The 24,468-nt window shown below is 34.3% G+C and carries 15 protein-coding genes and 4 pseudogenes; 4 read left to right on the forward strand and 15 right to left on the reverse strand.

Translation table 11 applies throughout. The annotated features are described in order from the left end of the window. Positions 1-66 precede the first annotated feature (66 nt). Positions 67-909, forward strand: coding sequence for a MurR/RpiR family transcriptional regulator (locus tag JFU24_RS05520; RefSeq protein WP_053345613.1), 843 nt, complete (start codon positions 67-69; stop codon positions 907-909). 165 nt (positions 910-1,074) lie between these two features. Here the strand turns inward: JFU24_RS05520 and coaA are convergent, their stop codons facing one another. The 7 genes and pseudogenes from coaA to JFU24_RS05555 form a co-directional block, all read right to left on the reverse strand. Continuing rightward, the gene (gene coaA, locus JFU24_RS05525) at positions 1,075-1,995 is read right to left on the reverse strand and encodes a type I pantothenate kinase (RefSeq protein ID WP_201224870.1); all 921 of its coding nucleotides are present in this window, start codon (positions 1,993-1,995) and stop codon (positions 1,075-1,077) included. A gap of 191 nt (positions 1,996-2,186) precedes the next feature. After that, entirely contained in the window at positions 2,187-2,480 is a 294-nt protein-coding gene (locus JFU24_RS05530) for an RNA polymerase alpha subunit C-terminal domain-containing protein (protein ID WP_053345612.1), read from the reverse strand. A gap of 624 nt (positions 2,481-3,104) precedes the next feature. Continuing rightward, positions 3,105-3,533: pseudogene (locus JFU24_RS05535) on the reverse strand (IS3 family transposase); the annotation flags it as partial. 315 nt (positions 3,534-3,848) lie between these two features. After that, the gene (locus JFU24_RS05540; protein WP_201181028.1) at positions 3,849-4,076 is read right to left on the reverse strand and encodes a hypothetical protein; all 228 of its coding nucleotides are present in this window, start codon (positions 4,074-4,076) and stop codon (positions 3,849-3,851) included. A gap of 413 nt (positions 4,077-4,489) precedes the next feature. After that, on the reverse strand, positions 4,490-5,320 hold the full coding sequence (locus JFU24_RS05545) for an ABC transporter ATP-binding protein (RefSeq protein WP_201224871.1): 831 nt from the start codon (positions 5,318-5,320) through the stop codon (positions 4,490-4,492). Positions 5,321-5,567: 247 nt separating this feature from the next. Continuing rightward, positions 5,568-6,389 (reverse strand): enoyl-CoA hydratase-related protein, encoded by an 822-nt coding sequence (locus tag JFU24_RS05550; protein WP_201224872.1) that lies wholly within the window; start codon positions 6,387-6,389, stop codon positions 5,568-5,570. 591 nt (positions 6,390-6,980) lie between these two features. Beyond that, positions 6,981-7,622, reverse strand: coding sequence for a GntR family transcriptional regulator (locus tag JFU24_RS05555; protein WP_201181032.1), 642 nt, complete (start codon positions 7,620-7,622; stop codon positions 6,981-6,983). 481 nt (positions 7,623-8,103) lie between these two features. Between JFU24_RS05555 and JFU24_RS05560 the strand changes: the two genes are divergently transcribed. After that, entirely contained in the window at positions 8,104-8,916 is an 813-nt protein-coding gene (locus tag JFU24_RS05560; RefSeq protein ID WP_201224874.1) for a hypothetical protein, read from the forward strand. 68 nt (positions 8,917-8,984) lie between these two features. Here the strand turns inward: JFU24_RS05560 and JFU24_RS05565 are convergent. The 4 genes and pseudogenes from JFU24_RS05565 to JFU24_RS05580 form a co-directional block, all read right to left on the reverse strand. Next, positions 8,985-9,958: pseudogene (locus tag JFU24_RS05565) on the reverse strand (quinone oxidoreductase family protein). 19 nt (positions 9,959-9,977) lie between these two features. Further along, a complete protein-coding gene (locus JFU24_RS05570) occupies positions 9,978-10,571 on the reverse strand; it encodes a flavin reductase family protein (RefSeq protein WP_201181035.1) in 594 nt (197 codons plus the stop codon). A gap of 40 nt (positions 10,572-10,611) precedes the next feature. Further along, positions 10,612-11,820, reverse strand: a complete 1,209-nt coding sequence (locus JFU24_RS05575) for a CaiB/BaiF CoA transferase family protein (RefSeq protein ID WP_201224875.1) — start codon at positions 11,818-11,820, stop codon at positions 10,612-10,614. Positions 11,821-11,823: 3 nt separating this feature from the next. Further along, entirely contained in the window at positions 11,824-12,621 is a 798-nt protein-coding gene (locus tag JFU24_RS05580; RefSeq protein ID WP_201181037.1) for an enoyl-CoA hydratase/isomerase family protein, read from the reverse strand. Between the two features lie 441 nt (positions 12,622-13,062). Here JFU24_RS05580 and JFU24_RS05585 point away from each other — a divergent pair, with 441 nt between their 5' ends. Both JFU24_RS05585 and JFU24_RS05590 read left to right on the forward strand, forming a co-directional pair. Then, the gene (locus JFU24_RS05585) at positions 13,063-13,737 is read left to right on the forward strand and encodes a GntR family transcriptional regulator (protein ID WP_201249693.1); all 675 of its coding nucleotides are present in this window, start codon (positions 13,063-13,065) and stop codon (positions 13,735-13,737) included. Positions 13,738-14,609: 872 nt separating this feature from the next. Beyond that, positions 14,610-15,932: an SLC13 family permease gene (locus tag JFU24_RS05590; RefSeq protein WP_201249694.1), complete on the forward strand. Its 1,323-nt coding sequence runs from the start codon at positions 14,610-14,612 to the stop codon at positions 15,930-15,932. A gap of 423 nt (positions 15,933-16,355) precedes the next feature. Here JFU24_RS05590 and JFU24_RS05595 read toward each other — a convergent pair. The 4 genes and pseudogenes from JFU24_RS05595 to JFU24_RS05610 all read right to left on the reverse strand — a co-directional run. Continuing rightward, positions 16,356-16,636, reverse strand: a pseudogene (locus JFU24_RS05595) (response regulator); the annotation flags it as partial. Next, positions 16,623-17,634, reverse strand: a pseudogene (locus JFU24_RS05600) (alpha/beta fold hydrolase). The pseudogenes JFU24_RS05595 and JFU24_RS05600, both read right to left, overlap by 14 nt. 1,164 nt (positions 17,635-18,798) lie before the next feature. Then, entirely contained in the window at positions 18,799-20,739 is a 1,941-nt protein-coding gene (locus JFU24_RS05605; RefSeq protein WP_201249695.1) for a PhoX family protein, read from the reverse strand. 681 nt (positions 20,740-21,420) lie between these two features. Next, the gene (locus JFU24_RS05610; RefSeq protein WP_242485286.1) at positions 21,421-23,565 is read right to left on the reverse strand and encodes a bifunctional metallophosphatase/5'-nucleotidase; all 2,145 of its coding nucleotides are present in this window, start codon (positions 23,563-23,565) and stop codon (positions 21,421-21,423) included. Between the last annotated feature and the right edge of the window lie 903 nt (positions 23,566-24,468).

Genomic DNA, 24,468 nt, shown 5'->3' on the forward strand with positions numbered 1-24,468 from the left:
TGGTTACATTAAACTATACTAAAGAAAGCATACATTTAAGAAATTCAACCTGAAATGGGTGGTCAAATGGAATATCTAGCAGAAAATCTCATATATGGAATCGAGTGCAGTATGAGCAAATTCACAAAAACAGAAGAAGAATTAGCCAAATATATTCTTCAACGCCCTGATGAAGTTAGCCAGTTGACAATAAGTCAAATTGCTAAAAATCTTCACATTTCGCCAGCAACCATTACGCGTTTTTGCCAGAAACTAGCTTTTTCAGGATTTAATGAGTTTAGACATGAGTTAAAAAGGTTCGTTGATCTGCAAAATACACCGATAAGCATGAAAAACATTAAGCAGGTAGATTATTTCGCTAAACTGTACCAAGATCACTTAGGAATCATTGACAACACCTTTCGTATAGCTACTTATGACGATATCCAGAAAGCGGTATCTTTCCTTACTCAGGCAGATAAGATACATGTCTATGGAATAGGGAGTTCGGGTATAGCCGCCCAGGAGTTTAAATCCAAGTTTTTCCGAATTGGTTTACATGTTGAGGCTGTTACGGATACTCACCAGGCAATGATGGATGCGGCTTTAAGTAACCAGAATAGTGTTGTCATTGGCATTTCCATTTCCGGAGCAACAAAAGAAGTCATTCGTGCTGTTAAAATTGCAAAGAAACAAGGCTCACTCATATTAGTTTTTACAGGTGATAAAAATTCTGAGCTTTCACAGCTGGGTGACTTATCATTATTAGTAACCAGTAAAAGTAGCATGCATATGGGACAGAATATTTCTCCCTTACTTCCGCTCTTATTACTTTTTGATTTAATATATACAGAGTTAGTAGCAAAAGATTATAAAAACAGGATAAATATTAGAGAAAAGACTTTACAGGTATTAGCTGATACTGATTAGTTTTCTTGGAACCTTTACGTCCTAATTTATATTAGACATTTGATTGCTCTATAATACTAAGAAACATACTTTCAAAAGGCCGCCAATTGGCGGCCTTCTTATGGCGCTAACGCACCTGTTCGTTGAATTAGATATATTTATTTTTTTAAAAAGTTTTAAATTATATTATCTTCGTAAATAGATATTTTCAGCTTTATGATCTGATCCTTTTTTTAAAACTAGATTGGCACGTCCTTTTGTCGGTAGTATATTTTCATGTAAATTTTTCAAATTAATTTCTTCCCAAATTTGAGTCGCTTGTTTAATAGCATTTTCTTTAGACAAGTTAATGTACCGATGAAAATAGGATTCGGGACTTTGAAATGCTGTCTCTTGAAGTAGAAGAAACCTTTCAACATACCACCTTTCTATGTCATGTATCTCTGCATCAACATAAAGTGAAAAATCAAAAAAGTCACTGACAAATACTTGATTTTCTTTGTCAACTTGAAGAACATTAACACCTTCCACTATTAAAATATCTGGATTACTGATAGTTTGTACTTCATTCGGCAAAATATCGTACGTCAAATGTGAGTAGATTGGAACTTCCACTTTATTTTTTCCAGCTTTTACATCTCCGATAAGATTAATTAATTTTTGTGTATCATAACTTTCAGGAAACCCTTTTCTTTTCATCATTCCTTTTTCTACTAAAATCTCATTTGCGTACAAAAAACCATCTGTTGTGACTAGACCTACATTTCTATGGTTATCCCATCTAGATAATAATGTCTGAAGTAACCTTGCTGTTGTACTCTTTCCTACAGCAACACTTCCTGCAATTCCAATAATATAAGGGGCTTTTTTAGCATTATTTTTTAGAAATGAAGAAGTAGCTGTGTTAAGTTGCTGATAAGCTTCGACATATAAATTAATTAAACGAGTCAAGGGCAAATAAATCTCTTCTACTTCCTGAATAGATATTTCTTCATTTATTCCTTTTAAGTTATCTAATTCTTCTTCAGTTAAAGGAAGAGGAGTATGATTTCGTAAAGATGCCCACTTTTTTCGATTGAATTCAAAATAGGGAGTATAGGAACTCATGATTTTCGTTACCTCACTTTTTAGAGTTACTTTCAGTTTAACAAGGATGGTGGCCAAAAAAACTCAGGAACCATCGATGTTTCTAATCCCTTATTGACATAAAGCCCCTGTGACTTGAGGAAGAAATTGAATAAAAAATTATGCTCCAGTAGGCATAAAATGCATTACTTAAGTTTAATCATTCTTGGTGTTTAATTTTTGAATGATAACCCATTTGTCTCCAAAGCAGTCCTAAGTTTAGGTATAGAAGCTGGTCCCATACCGTGAAATTGCAAAATCTCTTTTTCACTAAATTTTGATAGCTGTTGTAGTGAAGTTACCCCATTGTTTTCCATTGCTCGTCTGGCTGGCGCAGAAAGTAGTGAAAGAAATCCGTTGTCAGGTTTGCGCTCTTGCTCACAAATAGGGCAGGTCGGACAGTCGCTACCCTTATAATATTTGTGTCCTTTGTTGCAAGTCCTTACATTTTTCTTTGAAGTTGTCATTTCTAATGTCTCCTTTTCTCAAGAATTTTTTAGCAGTCTATCTTCTGCCAACTTTTCAATGGATTACTTAAGAAGTAATAACATCATAGGTATATCAAGCTAAGCATTAGCGGCTACGTATTCGCCCCATTCCTGCTGTTATGTAACTAAACTCCCTCAATAAAAAAGGATATAACTGGACATTTGAAGAAAAAGACTCATAGGAAAGCTGCCCCGTTAGCTCCATTAGAATAAGAGCTGCCAAAGCAATTTCCTTAATAAAATAAAGCACCTGTTAGCTTAATAATCCGTTTTATTGTTTATCATTATCTAATTCATCATCAAGAAAAGACTTTTTATCTTCCTTTAAATTCATACTTCTTTTCAAGAAATTGACCAATAATTGAACTATTAATACCTTTCCTTACTGCTGTTTCGATAACTATATATAGAATAAATAACCCAAAAATATAAAAAACATTAGGTATGAGCCTCCACTAAAAATCCCCCAAACTAATAATCAATAATTTCCTTTACTTTACCATAAAATTCAGAATTCCTTTTGGAACTAACCTGCCCCATTCGTAATATAAGGTCAGCCAATTATTAAACTGAACCCTATGTAAAGGACATTATAAAAAAAGGTCATGCCACTTGGAGAAGGTGATTTCTGTATTGAACAGGAGTCACCTTCTTTAAGTTCCATTGATATCTGAAATTGTTATAGTACGTCATATAACTTCTTATTTCCTTTTTAAGTTTTTCTATTGTATTGCAGGGTTTAATTTAGGCTTCATCTTTAAAATGACCAAAGAAGGACTCTAGTGGAGCGTTATCCTAACAGTTCCCTCTTCTCGACATGGATTGCCCAAGTCCTAGTTTTTTTTGAAAAGTGGACTAGTATAGTGTACTCCGTGATCAGAGTGAATAGAGGCCCCTTTTTACTCGTTTATTCTTCGTTAACTTTACTAATGTATCTGTAGTTAAATCTAATGTCATTCGGCTAGACACATTATAGGCAAGTATTTCATTGGTTGAACCATCTTTAATCGTGGATAAATAAGACTCATCATTAGTTAACATAATGGATCCTTTAGGAAATAAAATACGCAAAGCCCTTTTTTCTTCCCCACGGGTTGGGACTTAGAACAAACACCTATACTACCTGTTTTCTATTTTCAATTGGAGCCAGTATTGTATAAAAACCAGAGATATAAAAAAGGTCTCATCATCCATCTCAGCAGGGATTAAAGTGATCATATTTGTCATCAATTCGGTTCCGAGTTTAAGACGTTTGTCGGTAAAGCCAAATAATTTCTACTTCTTCTAACTAGGCTAAACTTTTCTTCGATCAAGAAAATGACCATAAAAAAGATCTAGTTCATATGACTAGATTCTCTTTTTAATATCTTCCCTTATTGATTCAATGATAGTATCAGATAAATTTGATGGAAGAGATGAACCATCCTCAAAAACCCATGTATTAATTATTTCAAGATCTGCTTTATTAAAAGTAATGCTATAATCTTTATAATTGTGAGTAAAATCAGCTGTAACCGTTTCTTCACCATCAAACTCGTCATCAATAATCATATTTTTTATTTCATATGGCTTCACGATCTAATCTCCTTTTTATTTTCATTCTTGTATATAGAATTGACCTAATATGATTGTTTATTCACTTTTTTCACCCAGCCTGCCCAAATCAAAAAACGGAGGGCTACTTTCATCGTATCATATATTTGCAAGACCATATTCCTTACATTGTCAACCACTCAACCAGACACACTATTAAGGTGAATGAGAAAAAGGTATTGTCAAAACAAAAATACCCGCTCGTAAAAGTCAGCTTTCGCGAACGGGTCATTAATGATTAACATAAGGGTGTTGTTCTATAAAACGTTGCTCCCATTGAATCTCTATGAATAACAGTTGACACCCTTCTCAGAAGAGTTAAAATCCCCTAAAACTCATGTAAAGTTTATAGAAGAATTGATTATACTACTCATGCAGAATGCTTTCCAGAAGTTTTAGTTTTTTACAGTCGCTAACATCGATTTAATCCGGATCCAAGGACGATCGTTTTCCCATTCTAAAGTTATAGGAACACGAAAGGTCTTTTCTAACAATGATTCTGTTAATGTGTTCTTTTTATCGCCTTTTGCAATAACGTTCCCTGAATTGATTAACAAAGCATGAGTTATTGATGGAACGATTTCTTCGATATGATGTGTAACATATAAAATGGTTGGGCCGTTCGGTGCAGCAGTCATATCTTCAATAGTGGTTAATAGTTCTTCCTTAGAGTAAATGTCCAATCCATTACAAGGCTCATCTAAAATTAATAAACGAGGCGAAGACATTAGAGCCCTTGCAATCATCGCTTTTCTTTTTTCACCTTGAGAAAGAGATTGGATGAATTGGTTGGACAAATGTTTGATTCTAAATTGGTCTAGTAATTTATTTGCTTTTTTTACATCATTCTCTGTAATTTCCTCATATAATCCAATAGAAGCAAATTTACCACTTAAGACTACTTCAAGTGCTGTATCATTCGGCCGTGATTGATATTCCTGATCTAAGGAGGAACTCACCCAGCCTATGGATTTCCGTAGCTCAGGTATATTCGTTTTTCCAAAAATGTTTCCTAAAACAGAAACTTCGCCACCACTATTGGGCCATTGATATCCCGTAATCATTTTTAAAAGAGATGTTTTACCTGATCCATTTAAACCTAGAAGCGCCCAGTGTTCCCCCGTTTGGACTTCCCATGAAACCCCATTTAATATTTGGTTCCCATTGCGTTTCCAGTTAATATTCTTAAGTGAGATGACATTGTTGCTGGTTTTTGTTTGATTCATCTTTATCCCCCATCTGTCTTATAGACTCTCAGCCATTTCGTTTTTCGTTATCACACAATACGCCGATTTTATATAGAATGCCCTTTTATAATCCCTTTTTTTAACTTCATTTATATCGTTTTAAGCCTTTATGTAAAAATCCCCTTTCTTAAGGTGTGTGTCAGTTAAACTAAAATTCATTCAACGTTTTTATTTCTTATCTATACTTACACCTCAAGAAAGTTTCTCAGTATGACTCATTTGCATATTAAGAATATTTAAAGTTCGGCTTGCGTTTTTCTAGGAAAGAATGAACACCTTCTCTATAATCCTCTGAAACAAAAGAATCGATTACAAGTTGCGCTGTCTCTTGAGAATCCTCGGTAGCTCCCATTAATACTTCATTAATAATCTTTTTTGTCCCCCGTACTGACAATTGAGCATTTTTACAAATTAGTTTTGCATAATCCAAAGTTTCTTTTTCAATTGAGTCTGAGGAAAATACACGATCCACTAACCCAATTCGAAAAGCTTCTTCAGCATCTAATAAACGGCCTGTATATAGAATGTCTTTTGCTTTTGCAGGACCTACAAGGTCGACAATATTCTTTGTTCCAGGCGTATTATAAACTAATCCAAGCTTGGCAGGGGTAATGCCCAATCTTCCATTTTCATCAGAAAATCTAAAATCGCATGCAACTGCTATTTCACAGCCCCCTCCCACAGAAAACCCTTGAATCATGGCGATTGTTGGTTTGGAAACATCCATTATGGCTTTTTCTGCGACCAGCGTTGCCCTATTATATTTATCAGCCCCTTCAGCTGTATAACGTAATGTTTTAAATTCGCTTATATCTGCTCCTGCCGAAAACGCACTATGATCTACACCTTTAAAAATAATTACTTTAACCTGTGAATTTTTTTCGCATTCTTCTATTAAATCAGGTATTTTCGTCCACATTTCGTAACTAAGTGCATTCCGTTTTTCGGGTCTGTTGAAATTGATAAACGCTATATTTCCTTCTATTTGGAGATAAAGTGGCTCATTACTAATACTATTTTTGTTCACTACCTCTAGATTTTCAGCCATCTCTTCTACGTCCCTTCTATTTCTTTTTTAAATATAGTAGATTCTTCGGGTAACCTAACGACACCAATATCACCCTTTTACTGGTCTAATTTTCTCTTTCTCTACAAATAATTCAAAAGTCTCACAATTATTAGTATGGTGAACTTTACATTGATTGGACTTATCTTCAAGTTCTCTTCGTTCAGAAATACTTCAGCCTACTCCTTAATTACACCAATAACAGGTATCGTTGGATCTACATGCTTTTAACCATGTCACCATTTTCCTCCATAATCACACTTAAGAATTTCGTTGTATCTTCTTCTCCAGAGAAAAAGCTTTACCTGTTCCGAAATCATAAGAATGTCAATATCATCATTTTTCTAAAACAGCTCAATACCTCTACTCCCCCTCAATCATTTTCATATTAATAGCATTTCGTACTAGAGGACTGCTAAATGTTAATAGTTTAAAACCTTCTAATGTTTCCGTTTCCATCTACAACCCTTTTTTTATTCAATGTCCATTTAATGAAGAATCATTTCAATCCACACTTTTATATTATTTTAAATATTTTGATAATTTATGACAAAAAATAAAAGATACATTCCTTTATTTTTTATTTTTTTCAACTGCTTCATAAAACCTTCTTTTACCACTTTCAATATGGTCTTCTAACACTGCTTTTGCAAGATTAATTTTCCCCACTTTTATAGCATTCCAAAGCATTTTATGCTCCTCATACGATTGCTTTACACTTTCAGGAGTTTCTAAAACTATCTTTTGTAAGGTTATCAATGGTGTTCCCAAACGAGAAAAAATATTTTTAAAAACCTCATTCCCTGATAAAGACAAGACTTTATAGTGAAAATCATTATTTAGTTGTGCATAAACTTCCATATTTGCAGTAGCCATATCACTAATTATTTGATCAATTTCATTTACCTGATCCTCTTGTAATGGATATTTAAGGCGGCTTAGTGACATGTTTTCTAGAGATCCTCTGACTTCAAATAAATCACAAAGATCCTGTTTGTTGTATTTTTTTACAAATGAACCCCTTTTGGGAATTCTCTCGATCATCCCTTCATTTTCTAATATATAAAGTGCTTCTCGAACTGGACCTCGACTAGTACCAAAACTATTCGCATATCGCTCTTCAATTACTTTTTCCCCGGATTCCAAAACGTTATTTATAATATCAGTAACGATTTGACTTGCAATAATTTTTGGAAGATGCTTATCGACCTCCATAATAATACACCTCTTTTACAAATAACTTTAAGCGAATGCTCAAAAAGGAGGAAAAAAGCGAATCAATGAAGAGATTCACAATACTAGGGTCAGTTTCCTAGAAATAACTTCGCGATAAGAAAAATCTTTTTTCTTTTTGCGGAACTTTTCCTGACCTTTTTGAACAACCACTTAAGAATGATATAATGTCTTTGAGTATATTATATGTTATCTCTAAATTCCCTTCAACAAATTGTTAACAATTTATACTTATTTTCCAATAATCTAGTATGCGTTTAAGATTAAAACCTTATTATTCAAAAGATTTTATGTTAATCAGTTTTTCTAATCACATTTTTTGTTAACTATTTTATTTATTTTATTAATGGATTAGAAGGGAACTGAATCAAAAGTAATTTCTTTCAATTCGATATTTGCTAGAATATAAAAATTATCTTTAAAAGGTAATTTTATACAAACTGGAAGTTAAGGGGGATTTTTCTTGAAAGTTTTTGCATTAGTTGGAAAAAGTGGTACTGGAAAGAGCACTTCTGTTCTTCAATATACCCATAAAAAAGGGATTCCTGCCTTTATTGACGATGGTCTTTTAATTGTTAAAGGCCGGAAAATTGCAGGAACTTCTGCAAAATACGAAAAAAATTATATTAAGGCGGTTAAGCGTGCTATATTTCATTACGACGAGCATCAAGAAGAAGTAATAAAAGCTATTCATAGAGCTTCGATTGATAAAATTTTAATAGTAGGTACTTCAATCAAGATGGTTGATTTAATTGCCCAAAAATTAAAATTAGGGAAAATTGACCAATATACTGATGTATCTGATATCCGTTCCAGTAAAGAAATTAAAATGGCACTCTTTGTACGAAAGACAGAAGAAAAACATGTCATACCGATCCCATATATTCAAATCGAACCTAGCATGGTTAAAAAGATAATCTTAAAGGGTAAGAAAATCTTTTCTAATCAAAAAATATATATTGGTGAAACAACAATTATTCAGCCAAACTTTAACAAAGGTACTATCTTCATATCTGAAACTGCCTTAAAAGATATTACAATTTTCAGTTGCAAAAACATAGTCGAGGTGTCAAAAGTTAGCAACATTAGATATAATTTCTCCAATGTCCCTAAACTACAAATACAGGTCGAACTCGTTTCCTCAATTGATCAAAATATTATAAAAATGATCGAAATGATTCAAGAGAAAATCACCTTTATTCTCCTTTCTGTCTTGGAAATTGAGCTAGATTCAATCGATGTTTATATTTCTAGTCTTACTTTAGAAAAAGATTAATAGAAAAGAGGATGAAAATATGAAGTGACTCGTTAACCTCACTCCTTCATTAATCATCCTCTTTCACATTATGGAATTAATAGAATTTTCCCTACACTATTCCTACTCTCAATCCATTTATGTGCTTCTCTCTGCCTCGTTTAATTTAAATTTTTTACTTATGACTATTTTTAATTCCTTGTTTTCAATTAATTTCAATACATCTGAAACTGGTTGAGCTAATGCTTCTGGCCGTGCCTTTAACTGGGTTCCTAAACTATATCCTAATACGGAACGGCATGTTTTATGGAGATCGTTGGTTTTGACTACACCTGATTCTCCTAATGAGCTTCCAAAACAGACAATTCTTCCGAAAGGAGCAAGATATTTCATACTTTCTTCAAAAATCTTCCCCCCAATTGAATCGAGAATAACGTCAGCACCTTGTCCATTTGTTAATTCAAGGATTCTTTGCTCCATGCTTTCTGTATTGTAATTAAGCACAGCATCTGCACCTGCACTTTTAGCTGTTGCAATTTTTTCATCAATTCCCACTGTTCCAATGATCATCTTTGCACCCAATACTTTTGCAATTTGTATTGCAGTTGTACCTATTCCACCAGAGGCAGAATGAATAACAATGATTTCTCCCTTTTTTACATTCGCAGATTGTGACAGTAGATTATATGAAGTTACTGAAACAACTGGGCATGCTGCTGCAATATCAAAGCTAACATTATCAGGAATGACATAGGTTAGTTTATGCCACACAATATTCTGAATAAGAACCGTTGGCTGGAAAGGCAATTACCCGATCCCCCACCTTTACATTTTTCACTGAATTACCTACAGATTCTACTATCCCAGCTACATCTAATCCTGGTATAAAAGGCGGGTTGCCTTTTCCATGATACTTACCTAATCTTGCTTTTATATCAGCAAAGTTAACACTCACTGCGGCAACTTGTATTAGAACTTGGTTTGGAGCTATGAGAGGCACAGTTGTTTCTATTACTTCTAATACCTCTGGACCTCCAAATCGATTAACATAAATGGCTTTCATCAGATTATCACTCCCTTTTTTATCTGGGGAGAAGAAAAATATTTTCAACAAGATTATAATTTCCAGCAAGTCGACCTACTGGTTGTAATTCTTCTATATTGACCTTCCCATCACAATATAAATCGTCAATAATATGATATTGAACAAGTCTGCCAATTACGAGATGATCTGATCCAAGTTCGATAATTTTCTCTAATCGACATTCCATTTTTATATCTGCTTCCATTATTAATGGAGATTTTACTATCTTACTTTCCATTGGTGTTACATTTACACTCTTAAACTCATCAACCTCAGGTTGAAAATTACCAGAACTTAAATGCATCTGATTTGCAACATTATTGGACACTACATTGATGACAAAATCTTTTTCACTACGTATATTTGTCAACGTATCCTTTTCTGTTCCATTTCTTTCACCGACACCTGGACCTATTGAAATGCCGAGCATTGGCGGGTTTCGCGAAACAACATTGTAAAAACTGAAAGGTGCTAAATTATATACTCCATTTCTACTAACCGTAGAAACCCATGCAATCGGTCTTGGGACAACTGAACCAATGAGCAATTTATATATTTCCTTAGGTGTTAGCGTCTCCGGGTCTATAAACATCTTTATCCTCCAGGGTTTCCATAATGGATACTTTTTTCATCTATTTTTTTATTAAACTAGCTTTTTCTGGAGCTGTAATATTTAATTCAACAAAGCGTAAAATTTCTTCATCACTATAACCTAACTCTTCTAAAATTTCGGTCGTATGTTCCCCTAATTGTGGTGGCACAGTTTTAACCTCCCCTGGTGTTCTTGAAAATTTAACTGGAATTCCTAACATTTTAATAGGCCCAAGTGTTGGGTGCTCCCTCTCAATTATCATTTCGCGTTCATACATATGTTTATCATTTAGAATGTCTGAAAACTTATTTACTGGACCGCACGGAATTTTCACTGATTCAAATAATGCAATCCACTCATTAATTGTTTTGTTCTGAAATACTTCATTTAAGAGAGGAATAAGTATCTCTCGGTTTTCCACCCTCTTTGGATTTGTTACAAACCTTTGATCTTTTATGGATTGTAAATCCATCACCTCAACAAATCTATCCCATAAACCATCGTTCCCAACAGCAAGTATGAAGTATCCATCAGATGCTTCAAATACTTGATAAGGGACAATATTTGGATGAGCATCTCCCAGTGGTTCTGGATTTTTTCCAGAAGCAAAATAACTGCCTGCTAAATAAGTTTGCCACGAAACGACGGTATCCAGTAAGGATGTGTCTACCCACTGACCTTCGCCAGAATGATTACGTTCATGCAAAGCTGCTAAAATGCCAAAAGCTGCCCACATTCCAGTACCGACATCCGCCATGGAAAATCCTGCTTTCACTGGTCTTTTCCCGAGTTCTCCTGTTACTGACATTAACCCGCCCATACCTTGGGCTAAAACATCATATCCTGGTTTCTTTGAATATGTACCCGTTTGGCCGAATCCGGAAATTGAAGCTAAAATAACTCCTGGATTATGCTCTTTAAGGACCTCGTAACCTATACCAAGTCTCGTTAAAGTACCTGGACGGAAATTCTCAACTACAACATCAGCATTTTTAACTAACTTTAAAAAAATTTCTTTCCCTGTTTCTTCTTTTAAATTGAGTACCAAGCTTTTTTTATTTCGATTAACGCTTAAAAAATAAGCGCTTTCATTTTGTAAAAAAGGGGGACCCCACTCTCTTGTATCGTCACCTTTTGGGGACTCTATTTTGATTACTTCTGCACCTAGGTCAGCAAGTGTCATTGTACAGTATGGACCACTCAAAATACGGGTTAAATCTACTATTTTAATTCCTTTTAGTGGTTGCATATATTATCGTCTCCTTTGAAAGTTTGGTTTTCTTTTTTCTACAAAAGATCGAACACCTTCTGGAAAGTCAATGGGGTCAACGCTGGATTGAATGCCAGTTTCCCATGGAATTGAAATAGTCGGATAATTATAAGCAACTGACCGTTTTACAGCTAAAAGGGAGGCTTGTGACTGCTCCAAGATCCTTTTGCCAAGATTTATAATGAAATGATTAATATCTTCTTCATCATCTAGAAGATAATTGATTAGGCCCAATTGATAACACTCTATTGGATTTAATAAACGACCCGTATAAACTAGATCCATTGTTCTACTTTTTCCGATCATGTCGGCTATTCTTTTCGCAAATGGTTGGTTCAAAGTAATCCCTAGTCTTCCAACTGGAATTCCCATTAGTGTGTGTGGCGTGCCAATTCGTATATCGCATGCTAAGGCCAATTCAAAACCTGCACCTAACGCAGGACCATTTATGGCGCCTATTGTAGGTAATGTTATTTTTTCAAAAGTAGAAATGGCCTCTTCCATTAATCGAAATGCTTCATTTGCCTCAGCAATTGTTAACTCATTAAATTGTTTAATATCGGAGCCAGCAGAGAAATGAGTTTTACTTCCACGCAATATTACGACTTTATTCTTTGGATTTTGAGTTATCATTTTCCCCATCTCTGCTAAATCATTCCACATTCGATTTGTCAGTGCATTTTTTAATTCTGGACGGTGTATGGTCACTATCGCAAACCCGCCGCTTTCTTGTAAGGTAATCTTCCCATTCGTTTCAGTTCGGTTAATCGTAACTTTCATGCTGAATTCACCCCTTTAATAAATTTGAATTTGATGACTTCTTTACTTGCTTTTTTTAAAAAATTATCATGTACCGAAACTAAAATAGTATATTGTCGACAATCGTTTATTGTGAATGATTACATCCTAATATACTTTTAATGTAAATTCAACTAATAATTATTAATTTATATAATTTTCTGACTATTTATTTTCAGGCTTATTACGTGTATTTTCAATTTGTCGATAACATTGGTTGTATTTACTTCTAAAAAGAGTGGCAATCTTCACCCTTTTTCTCATTTCAATTGATTTAGTTTGATGACAATATTTTGCTTTTTAAAAAAAATTTAAAATGAGTAGGATTTTCCCAAAAAGTTTACTTCGATTTTTCTAAAAGTTCTGGTATTGTATACATTAATAAAAGTTCAAAACTCATGTCCAGGTTAAGGAGGACAAATAATGGTTGATAACAACATTTTTGATAATAACTCACTATCTAGGCTGATAGCCGAGAAAATAACTGAAGAAATTATTACTGGGAAACTTAAAGCAGGAGACAAATTAATAGAAGCTAATTATGCTGAAGAATTTGGGACAAGCAGAGCCCCAATAAGAGAAGCTTTTTATTTATTAGCAATCGATGGTTTAGTTGAACGGATCCCAAGAAAAGGTTCCGTTGTAAAGGGCTACTCAGAAAGAGATATTATTGATCTGTTAGAAATAAGAATGATGCTCGAAAGCCTGGCAATAGAGAGGATTGCAGAGCTCGATACACCTGAATCATCTCTAATTCATATGGAACAGCTTGTTAATAAGATGGATCTGGTTGATGGTGACCGTTTGGAATACGCGATGTTGAATCAAAAGTTCCACTTGGGGATTATCGAAATGAGTAAAAGTGATATTATCGCCAATATGTATTCTAGATTAGGACTACCGCTACTATCATTGCAACGACTTTCTTTTGAATGGGTAGAGAATATTAATAAATCACTTAAAGAACACCATATTATTTTAAATCATTTACATAAAAAACAATTTGTTGAAGCAAAAAAAGTTTTAATACAGCATAACCAAAATGTCTTTAACCCTAAAGGTAAATCACAACCTAGCATTAAAGGTATTAATAATTAGATTTCCCTTAACAATCCATGCAGAACAAAGGTCAAGTTGATCTTACCAATTCCAATTATTGAAGCCAAAACGGGTGTTTTCAATGAATGTAGTTATTGAACGTGCATGTGGTATGAATGTTGATGAGGACTGTATTAGTGTATGAACTATGACACCAGAAGAAAAGGACGTTGAAAAACAAAATTAGAAAACCATATTCCATAGTTTCCTACCTAAAAACACTTTCCCTTGTTTTTTCAACATGAAAACTTAGCAATTGAAAAAAGTGAAAAAGCCTATCTCTACGAGCAGGCTTATTTGCCTTTCCCAAAATGCGGTTTATTCTTTCAAATACATAGGGTACAAAAACCAACTTCTGGTTTAACAAAACTTCTTGAATTTACACCCTCCTATTTGGATTAAGGGAATTTAATAAAATTGATAAAAAAACATTGACAGAAAATTCTAATTTCATTAGAATTACAAACATCAGCATAATTTTGTCGACAATCGCCATTAGTTTTTTATACAAAAATGAACTAAGGAAAGGAGGTTAAAGAAATGAAGCTACTCTACAATTGGTTAAACAGAAATTAAACGTGTCTTGTATTTTGCAATTACTCTTGATGATATTAATAAATTGTTGACAATTACTCTTCATTTGAAAAACTCAAAAAAATAATTCCCTAATAAGGATATTTATTGGCATTCATAATACTTCTAATTGAAAGCGTTTTCAGATTTGTGAATCAAAGTTTTAAATTTTTAATAGAGTATTTTTCTTATGAGTCTGTTACAGTGCGACCCTACCTCTAAGACGCAAGCAAATGGATTTGTTCAGCACATGGCTCAGGTCACACATGAGCAATTTATTAAACTTAGGGGGACATATTATGAGCATAGAAATCGGAGCTATTATATTACTTTTACTCATGTTTATCATTGGAGCTATTCTTCCAATAAACATCGGTATTATTGGTTTTGTTGCTGCTTTTATCATGGGTGTGTTAGTCAGTGGGCTAAGCGTTGACGAGATCTTTAGTGCATTTCCTGCAGATCTATTCGTCCTACTTGCAGGAGTCACATTCTTATTTGCCATTGTCCAAAAAAATGGAACCATCGACTTAATTAGTAGATGGGGACTCCTTTTGGTTAAAGGTAACACCGGCTTAATTCCATGGATTATGTTCGCCCTGGGTGCTATTTTGACCAGTATCGGTACATCTGCCATTGCTTCTGCTTCTATCTTAAGTCCAATTGCGTTACGAGTTGCCTTTCAATACAAGATTAATCCTCTTATGATGGGCTTAATGCTACTTATAGGGGTGACTGCGGGTGGTTTCTCACCACTTCATCTTTTTGGTGTGATTGTGAACGGTATGATGGATTCACAAAACCTCCCACATTCACCAGGTTTGCTTTTCTTAAACACCTTTATCTTATGTGTATTCGTTGCGATTATAGTATTCATTCTTTTTGGAGGACTTAGGTTTTTTAGGAAAGATTCTGTTCACCTGTATACAGCAGCTACAGTAGAAACAGTAGAAACAATCGATATAAATGTAAATCAAGTAGATAATCCAGAAGATAATTCAGGAAAATCAGAAGGGCGTTTAACTTGGTATAGAGGATTCACACTTCTTGGAATAGCTCTTCTAGTCGTCCTAGCTCTAGGGTACAATGTACACATGGGCTTTGCCGGGTTTGGAGTAGGGTTGGCACTTTTCTTGGTGGCTCCAAAAAGGCAAGAAGGCGTCTTACAGAGTATGCCTTGGCCAATTATCCTTATGGTAACAGGGATTGTGACTTATGTAGGAGTACTAGAACAAATCGGTGTTATCGAATATATGACCCAGTTAATAGCTGGCATGAATAATTCTGTAATGGCAGCTCTAACAGCATCTTATATTGGAGGAATTATCTCATCTTTCGCCTCAACAACAGGTTTCTTGGCAGCCATTATTCCACTCGCGATTCCAATTCTTCAGGATCCGACTGTATCATCCATAGGTGTCATATCATCCATCTCTTTTGCATCGAGCATTGTGGATATAAGTCCCTTCTCAACAAATGGTGCCATGTTGCTCGCAAATGCTCAAGGTATGAACCAAAATGAATTTTTTAGAAAACTCTTAATTGCATCCGCATGCTTTGTTGTTATCGGACCTGGACTTGCTTGGCTAATATTTGTCGTGATCGGAACACCATGGGGATAGACACAAGCTCGTCATTATCGTTCGTTATGACGAAGGGAATTGCTTAATTAACCGGTAAGTGATTCCCTAATAAGTAAGATTATTAAATATCTATACCTGGTACTGATTCCGTACAAAAAAGGAATTAGTACCTTTTCTTTTTATTTACCGCCCAGTCAATTAACCAATTAACTCATAATCATCCACCTACTATCCTGGATTTCCTATATAGATGAGCTAAGCTGTATCCAAGTTAAGCCTTGACCTTAAAAGTTCTATAATTCCAAATCCCCCTCCTGAAACATTAAAGATTCCACCAAAAATGGTATAACTTTTAATCAAGTTCAACTAATATTTAATCTATAATTTCTGCAAATAATTCAACGACCCTATGTTCTTAGTCAATTGTATTTTCTACCCCGCAATTTAAAAAAGTTTGTAATGTAACTCTCTAGAATCAAAAGGATTTACCCTATCATTTCGGACAGAGAGAGAAATTATGAGAATATTTAATCCTAGTTTTTTATTTTCTTTGTGATTTGATAGCTATCTTCACCTAGTAACATAACATCCATTATGACTAAATCTATCTTATGGATGATATCCAGAACTACTCTTCCATCCGTTTTCCAACAAACATAGTACGCTTTGAGTTACAAAATTTTTTGAAGTAAATCGCCAATTATCAAATCGTCTTCTACTATTAAAATGTTATATCCTTTCATCACGTAGGATTTCATTTTTTTCAACTTCTTTATTGATAAATTCCATTGAAAGCTTATATATTTCATCAGGCACGTATAAATAAATGCTGTGTGTACCTCTAATTTTTATGACATCTGCTATTTCTAATTGTTCTGCAAATTCCTCATAATCTTTGTTTTTTTGTTTTGTATATTTTGAGTTTTTATATTGGTCAGCAATTGCATCTAAAAATAAAATAGGTGTTTCTTTTGGTATCGGAAGGTTAACTGATTTTTTACCGTTTTCATAAGCCTGTAAAAGTTCTTGCTTCATATCATCATTAAAAAATTGTTTATAGTATAATGCTTTATAAATTTCTTTTTCCTCTTCAGTTAAAAATGATTGCCGAATCACTTCAGGATTATAAGTAGAAGAAGGAACAAGTCGGTGCAAACCAATTTTCGTTAAAATATTTATTCCTCTTACTGTCAATGAATCAACTAGGTTCATTTTATGTGTTACGTACTGTTGAGGTAAACCAATATCTAAAGCAATAATTCCCTTTATTTCATCTGGGTATCTTTGTGCCCAGTAAATAGCTTCTATCCCTGATAATGAGTGAGGCACTAATATATACGGAGGTTTATTTCCACTTTCTATTAGCGCTTCTCTAGTTTGCTCTAGTATTTTGTCAATATCTCTGTCATCGTTAAAAACGTCACTGTACCCATATCCAGCTCTTTCAATGACAGCTATCTTATTTTCTTTTGAAAAATTGCTATATAGTCCTTTCATGTCATAAACAGGAGCGACTGATCCCGGAGCCAGCCATAAATACAAATGTATCCTCACCACTTCCCTCATTATAGACATTAATTTTTTTATTATTAAACTTAACGACTGTTCCCTCACTTTTAAGGAGTCTTGCTTCCTTACTTAATTGAGAGTTATGGTAAATAAAAACAGATACTGATACGAGCAAGATAAAGGCAATAAATAAAACAAATATTTTCTTTAATACTTCGAATACTTTTTTCATAGACTTCTCCTTTCAAGTTTTACACTCTCCATTAAAGAAAATGATAGATTGATTGTATCGATCAACAAAACTTCGATTCATCAGTCATTTTCCTTTTCTTGGTAGTATCATTTTTTGTTTTAATATAAGAACTTTAAAATTCATTTAAGTTAACCGTACATTCTCTAAAACGGGTCTCGCCATCTATCAGGTTAATACAAGGTCCTTTCCTTAAAACGCCAAAGGGGCTATCTTTCTATATTTGGAAGGGCGGCTTTTTTTATAAAGTATCTACTTTAAGATAAAGTGTATCTATTCTCCCATGAAGTACAAAAATTACAAACAACGTCAACCAAACTAATAAGGTGATTGTAAAGGGTTCTCTGGACTTATTCCTTTCTACAACAGAGTTTATATCTATTTTAAAAATCATTTCAATTTCTTTCCATCGATTTACCTAACAATAAATAAATAAGAATGACAGAAATGTCACTTACGTGTTCGACCTATCAGCAACAAAACATAAAAATACGTTCAAAAAATAGTATGTGAAATGTGAAATAAGAAGAACCAGCGTACGCCAGCCCTACTTAACATAATTAGGATTAGAGGCAATCAAAAAAGTCCTTAGATTTAATAGATTCTAAGGACTTTTTATGTTTATAAATGTGTACTTTTACGTACAGGATTAATAAAACAATATTTATAATTTTATTTCTTGGGATCATCCTGGTTTTTGGTTCAAGAGATTCTTTATAATCACAATCGACATTGGCTAAAGTTTACGTACAATCCTTCACAATCTCATTCTATTTCCCACCTATAGGTTTCTCTCTAGCAAAATCCCTACTTGTTCTGCCACTGCTTGAGGTGAGACACGAATCTCATTTCTAAAATAAGATTCCTACGTTTTTTTATTGCTTCAAAATTGTGTCATAACCCCAACAAATAATACAGAGCCAAATTAAAATGGATGAGGGCTGTCACAAAAGTCATTTTTTAATCACTTTTATGACAGCCCTATTCATTTTTATAAGCACAATAACTTCATTTACTGAAGGAATTTTAGGAGCCAGTTTATCCATTACTTAGTAACTTTATCAGTGCTTATATTTCCGGCTGCATCAGTTGCCGTTACGTAAATTTGTGTTCCTTCATTCAGGTTCATTACCTAATCTAAACTTATCATTTTTTATCAATTTCTAAACTTTTTTGATATTTACCATTATTATATTTTGTTAAAGAAGGTATACCAGAGATATAACCAATCCCACCTGTTTTATTAATGCCAATTTGTTCGTCAACAGCTTTAAATAATTCATCTTTGTTAACAGCTGTAATTGACTTACCATCTAGTTCATCACCAGGATGTTGGAAATTACTGAAAATGTATGAGAATCCATTGCGGTCATCAGCAGCAAATAATCCAGTTGCTTCGGCTCCTGCTGGAACAGATAGAATACGATTTAATTCTTTCGTTTCAACATTATATGCCCAAACATAGTTATTTGTGTGAGCACCGCTATCTTCACCAATAAAGAGGGTTCTCATTGCTTCAGAATAACTTAAGTTATCGGGATTAGCTACTTTGTCTACATTTGCAGTGTTTCCATATGCATCAGCATTAGGAAGGTCTTCTCCTACCACCAATCCATACATTGATGGTGCTACATAAGAGCTATGAATAGCCTTTCCTTCGCTATCCTTTTGACCACCTTGTAAATCTAATTGATAGGTTACACCAGCTTTAATTTTTGGTAATTGGATATGGTCTTCTGGGTCTTTTCCTGTTGAATCTTTTTCCATACTCTTACTTTGATCGGAAATAGCAATATATACTTTTTTATCCTTTTCGTTTAGCGCTAAACCTTCCATTTTGTTAAATTCAGTAGTCGCACCAAGCATTGCTGCGTATCGGCGTGTTTCAAGGAAGGCAGCTGCTTTTTCTTTACCAGGTTTAAGTTTTAGATATTCTGTTTTACCATATGAATATTGTTTAATCGCTGTAAAACCTTCTTTTGGTACATCAGAAGTTTCAAAAATATCATTGAATGTAATGCCGCTGTCAATAATTTTTTCCACTTCTTTATCCGTTGTATGTCCTAAATTAATCCATTCTAAGTCTCCTGAACCACCATTTTCAGTACCTGTTTGTTTAAATTTAGCTGCATATAGTGTACCCGCTGATAAATCTTTTGCTTTATCGGCTATATACATAAACATTCCTGTATTACCACCATCATCACCGTAAAATACAGTTTTGTTATCAGGCATTACTTTAGCTAACTCATGGGAGAAACGCCCTGTACTGTAATGTTTTACAACCGATGCTTTCCCCTTCTTATCTACTGTAATTTCAGGAGTGTAGCCATAGAAATAAGGATTAGCCTTTGCTTTATTTCCAAAATAGAATTGAGCAAATGTTTCAACTTGACTTCTTGTTTTTGATGTAGGGTCCGCAAATTGACGAGCATCTGGCTCATACTCTTCTGAACCTAAATGTGTATTCCATGGTGATAAAGAACCATTACATGGAATCCAAAGTCCATTTACTGCCGAAAAATCGATTTTTTCTACTTTTACAGGTTTAAGTTCACCTGTTTTTTTGTCCTGTTCCAACTCAGTTAAAGACATAGATGCTGGGACTAAACCGTATGCTGATTGACCAGCAGCATCAATTGTTTGATATTCATAATGTGTAACCATATAAAGTTTGCCGTCAATTGGCATTAATAAGCTATTTGAATCCGGAGCATCTGAAACAAAATATTTTCCGTCTGTGCTGCTTGGATCCTTAATTGGATTTCCTTTTACATCAATTGGTGTACCTGCAGGAATTTTTTCACCTTTAACGGTTGCTACCTTATCTTCCGATTTAAATAGGTAGTTGTAGGACAACGGAAATGTTTTTACTTTTCCATTGCTATATTTTACATCAACGGTTGCAGTTGTATACGTTTTTACCATTTCATCGATAGTAGCTGGTGCTTTCATTCCATTAAATTTAACAGATTCAATTTTACTATTTTCCTTCGCAGTAGCTGCTGTCGGTGATAGTGCTGGAACTGTAATAGCTAAGGCAAGTGCTAAAGTAGCTCCTGTTTTCACAATTTTCTTATTAATCATCTAATGATTCCTCCAAGGAGATTTATATTTTACAATTCAATTAAACCAAAACTATATAAATATAATGTTAATTTTTTATATTAATATTATTAATTCCACAAGGGGGCTGTCCGATAAGTCCCTAAAATAAAGCAAGTGAAGAAAAACAGGTTGTTTTCCCCACTTGCCTTTGAATTTTTATAATCTTTTTCTGAAAGTAGCTGGCGATTGTCATATGGTTTGAAGTCTTTTTTCCTTATATTAATTTACTAACAAAAATAAACAAACTTATAAAAAGTGAAAACTTACTTTTTGGCCACGGTAATCACAAATGGAGTGGATTAACTTTGGCGGCGGTCATCAAATAGATTTTGGTGATATTAGAGACAAAAAAAGAGTAGAATGCTAAGATTAATTTCAGCATTCTACTCTTTTTTGACTGAGTGCTTATTTTTATTTAGATAATAATGAATTCAAAGAATTAAATACTTTTTAACTTTCAACTAGAAACCTCATTTACTTATGGTACGGTTCACTCTAACGTTGAATAGAGTAAATTAAAAAAACAGATAGAGTGCGCGTAAAACAAGCCTCTATCTGTTTTTTCAGTTCCTATTTTCTGGTTACCATCCTACTTTTTCGAAAGCTCATGTTTTTATCCTTGCCATCATTTTATTTATTATAAAAGACTCGAATCGAAAACTAACTTGCTAATAAGGCTGGGAACTCATTCCCGCTAGTTTCTGTTCTATGTTCAATGATGTATTGAAGCATGAACATGATTTCGTTTTTGTCCACTTCCCCTAAATGCTTATTTGGGAGCTCGCTAATACGCGAGTAAATTTTTTCTAAAGATTGATAAGCTTTATCTTCTTTATCTTTTTCAAAAGTTTTAATTGCGTTCTCCAATTGAGCAATAAGCGATGTTTTGATTCCTTTATTTCCCTCTGCTTGTTTCACTAAAGAAATCGCATTTTCGACTGATGCAGGTGTAATGAATACCTCAAGAGCTTTCGGCTCTGAAACATTATGCACTTTATCAATCGCACGATATTGAATAGAGTTTTTACCTTCTTTATTAATAGTTAGCCCCTCATCATAACGTTTCCAAGTGACACAGTTATCTAGACTATACTCAATATGCGAAATCCCGATACCTGCATCTGTTGCTTCCAAGGATACCTTAACTTCATGAAGATACGATCCGTCTCTCAAGTCAGCCTCATGTAATACCACATCCGCCAGTTCAGGTGCCTTGAAGTCTTCCGAGATTCTTCCTTCCGCTACATAATGGATTGGTCCATTAAAGCTTTTCACGAAGTTTACAGTAGCTTGTAAATCTTCAGGTCCTTGAACTGGATCATTGCCATATTGGCGAATTTTATATTTATCAGTCTCATGTTCATACATATAATTGTTGACAGTAAGCGTATAGGTCCCATTCTTATCAATTGGTGTTCCATCAGGAAGATAGATATTCACTACTTTCCTTGTCGCACTATCCCATATATATGAGAATCCACTAATGGAGACGTCTGGCCCATAGGATGAAATCTGAGCATTTAATATAGGTTCTAATGCTGATCCTGGAATGGTGACCGTAACCAATGTGTTATTAAATGGCTGGATATTGAAAAGATTTTCCCAAGTAATTTCGCCTTGGGCTAGAACGTCACGGATTCCTCCACCGTTCATTAAGGCAAAATCAGACTTCATTTCATCATTCATTCCGTCTGCAATCAAGTTTCCAAGAGCATTGTCACCAATGATGCCTTTGATAGGGTATCCGCCAGTCATTGGAGTGGCAGCATAACCCATGACTTCATTCAATTTTGTTCCAACCATTTCTTTATATTTGGCTAGAATGGCACTAACCTCTGGATCAGGAGTTGCACCTTCTTGAATAACATCAACGATTTCTGCATGTTTTTCAACAATGTCGCCTGTAACACGATCAATATTCAAATCAATATCCGCAAAGGATTTTCCATATTCCCAAGCTTGGACAATAAGTTTGTTGTCTACAATCGCATTGAGTTTCACATGGTTATGAGCAGCAATAATGACATCTACCTCGTCATCTACGTTCTTAGATAAACTTGCAATTTGACCAGTGGCCGTTTCACCGCTTTGATTTCCAGGAACGTGAGCTAAAACGACAATTGCCTTAATTCCTTGTGCTTTTAGCTCCTCCGTATATTTATTAACAGCGGCAGCTTCGTCCGTGAAACGAATATCCTGAATACCTGAGGCCATCACCATATTAGGTGTTTCAACCGTAGCTACACCAATAAAACCAATTTTCACACCATCTACTTCTTTAATGGCATAGGGATCTAATATGAGCTTTCCGCTATCTTTGTATTCCACATTTGCAGCAATAACTGGAAAGTCCATCCCGTTATATCCTTGTGTGCCGTTCGGATGGTCACCGCCATTTACCATCCGAAGGAATTCTTGTGTACCTTTATCAAATTCGTGGTTACCTACAGTTCCTACATCAAATCCGATTGCTTCCATGATTTCAACAGTAGGTTCATCTCGAAGTAAAGCTGAAACCGGAGAACTGCCACCAATCATATCTCCAGAATGGATAATTAGCGTGTTATCTGGATTGGTTGCTTTACGGGCTTTTAAATAAGTAGCCAAATAATCAGCACGTCCGTAATTTACATTATTAATTGTTGCTGTTACATCAATCTTACCATGTAAATCATTCACCGAAAGTAATTTAACCGACACGGTATCTTCTGCATGCGCACGAATGGCAAGACTTGAGAAGATGGGTAGAACCAGTAGTGCAATAACTAGTAAATTAATAAATCTTTTACAAAATAGTTTTCTCAAAATTTCATTCCTCCTATTATTCCCCAATAATAATCTGGTTATTTATATAGAAGGTTAATTCCATGTTAATTTCATGTAAATTATCAGAAAATAATCGTTTTTACCTAGTGTCATGACTTTTAAATAATTTCAAAGTCCTGTTTCAGATTTATCTAAGTTACAAAAACTAAAGCAGACTTAACTAGTAGCGGTGTATGGATAAATAATAGAATGATATATTACTACTTGATTGGATTAAATATCACAAATTACTACAAGTAAACATTCATAGTAATATAATAAACCGAGATGTAAACACCTTTGAAACTATATTTAAAACAAGAATATTCGAGGAGTTATTAGGCACAGATCTATTTACTGAAAAAAAAGCCAGCCCTTGGCTAGCTTTCTTTGTTGAAGGTGTCTTCCAACCGTACTAAAAACCTCATTTACTTATGGTACGGTTCATCACTAGTAATCCTAAACTACATCCTTGACAATATGCATAATTGTTAAATAAGAGGAAAAACCATTCTTCAACTCCCTCAGTTTGATGCGAATATCTCTCGAATGCTCACTTATTCGCAGGATTTCATAACCCTTGTAATTAGACTTACGGGTAAATGAAATGAGTTCAGATCAGTTAGGCTTCGTGAAGGCATAGTTAAATAAAGGAGCCAGCTACCACTCCATATTTTACCATATAATACACATCTCTACGCCGCCCCTGGAGGCTTTCCCTCCCATGTCTCAACGGGTCAATTGCCCTCTCATTCCTTCGTCATGCCTATCAAGAAAACGAAACAATTTCAAACACAAAAAAACGTTATTCTTTGAGTAAAATACTCGAAAAGGATGACGTTTTTTCATGGTCCTCTCGCTTTGAATTTAATAAATCATCTTGTTCGTTAGGCCTTCTTCATC

The organism is Peribacillus sp. TH27 (genome assembly GCF_016650915.1).
Lineage (GTDB): Bacteria > Bacillota > Bacilli > Bacillales > DSM-1321 > Peribacillus > Peribacillus butanolivorans.

Bases quoted from the DNA above. Each gene is read 5' to 3' on its own strand.
- JFU24_RS05530 (WP_053345612.1), bottom strand. From the start codon at position 2,480: ATGACAACTTCAAAGAAAAATGTAAGGACTTGCAACAAAGGACACAAA.
- JFU24_RS05555 (WP_201181032.1), bottom strand. From the start codon at position 7,622: ATGGAGGTCGATAAGCATCTTCCAAAAATTATTGCAAGTCAAATCGTT.
- coaA (WP_201224870.1), bottom strand. From the start codon at position 1,995: ATGAGTTCCTATACTCCCTATTTTGAATTCAATCGAAAAAAGTGGGCA.
- JFU24_RS05570 (WP_201181035.1), bottom strand. From the start codon at position 10,571: ATGTTTATAGACCCGGAGACGCTAACACCTAAGGAAATATATAAATTG.
- JFU24_RS05580 (WP_201181037.1), bottom strand. From the start codon at position 12,621: ATGAAAGTTACGATTAACCGAACTGAAACGAATGGGAAGATTACCTTA.
- JFU24_RS05605 (WP_201249695.1), bottom strand. From the start codon at position 20,739: ATGATTAATAAGAAAATTGTGAAAACAGGAGCTACTTTAGCACTTGCC.
- JFU24_RS05590 (WP_201249694.1), top strand. From the start codon at position 14,610: ATGAGCATAGAAATCGGAGCTATTATATTACTTTTACTCATGTTTATC.
- JFU24_RS05520 (WP_053345613.1), top strand. From the start codon at position 67: ATGGAATATCTAGCAGAAAATCTCATATATGGAATCGAGTGCAGTATG.
- JFU24_RS05575 (WP_201224875.1), bottom strand. From the start codon at position 11,820: ATGCAACCACTAAAAGGAATTAAAATAGTAGATTTAACCCGTATTTTG.
- JFU24_RS05545 (WP_201224871.1), bottom strand. From the start codon at position 5,320: ATGAATCAAACAAAAACCAGCAACAATGTCATCTCACTTAAGAATATT.
- JFU24_RS05585 (WP_201249693.1), top strand. From the start codon at position 13,063: ATGGTTGATAACAACATTTTTGATAATAACTCACTATCTAGGCTGATA.
- JFU24_RS05550 (WP_201224872.1), bottom strand. From the start codon at position 6,389: ATGGCTGAAAATCTAGAGGTAGTGAACAAAAATAGTATTAGTAATGAG.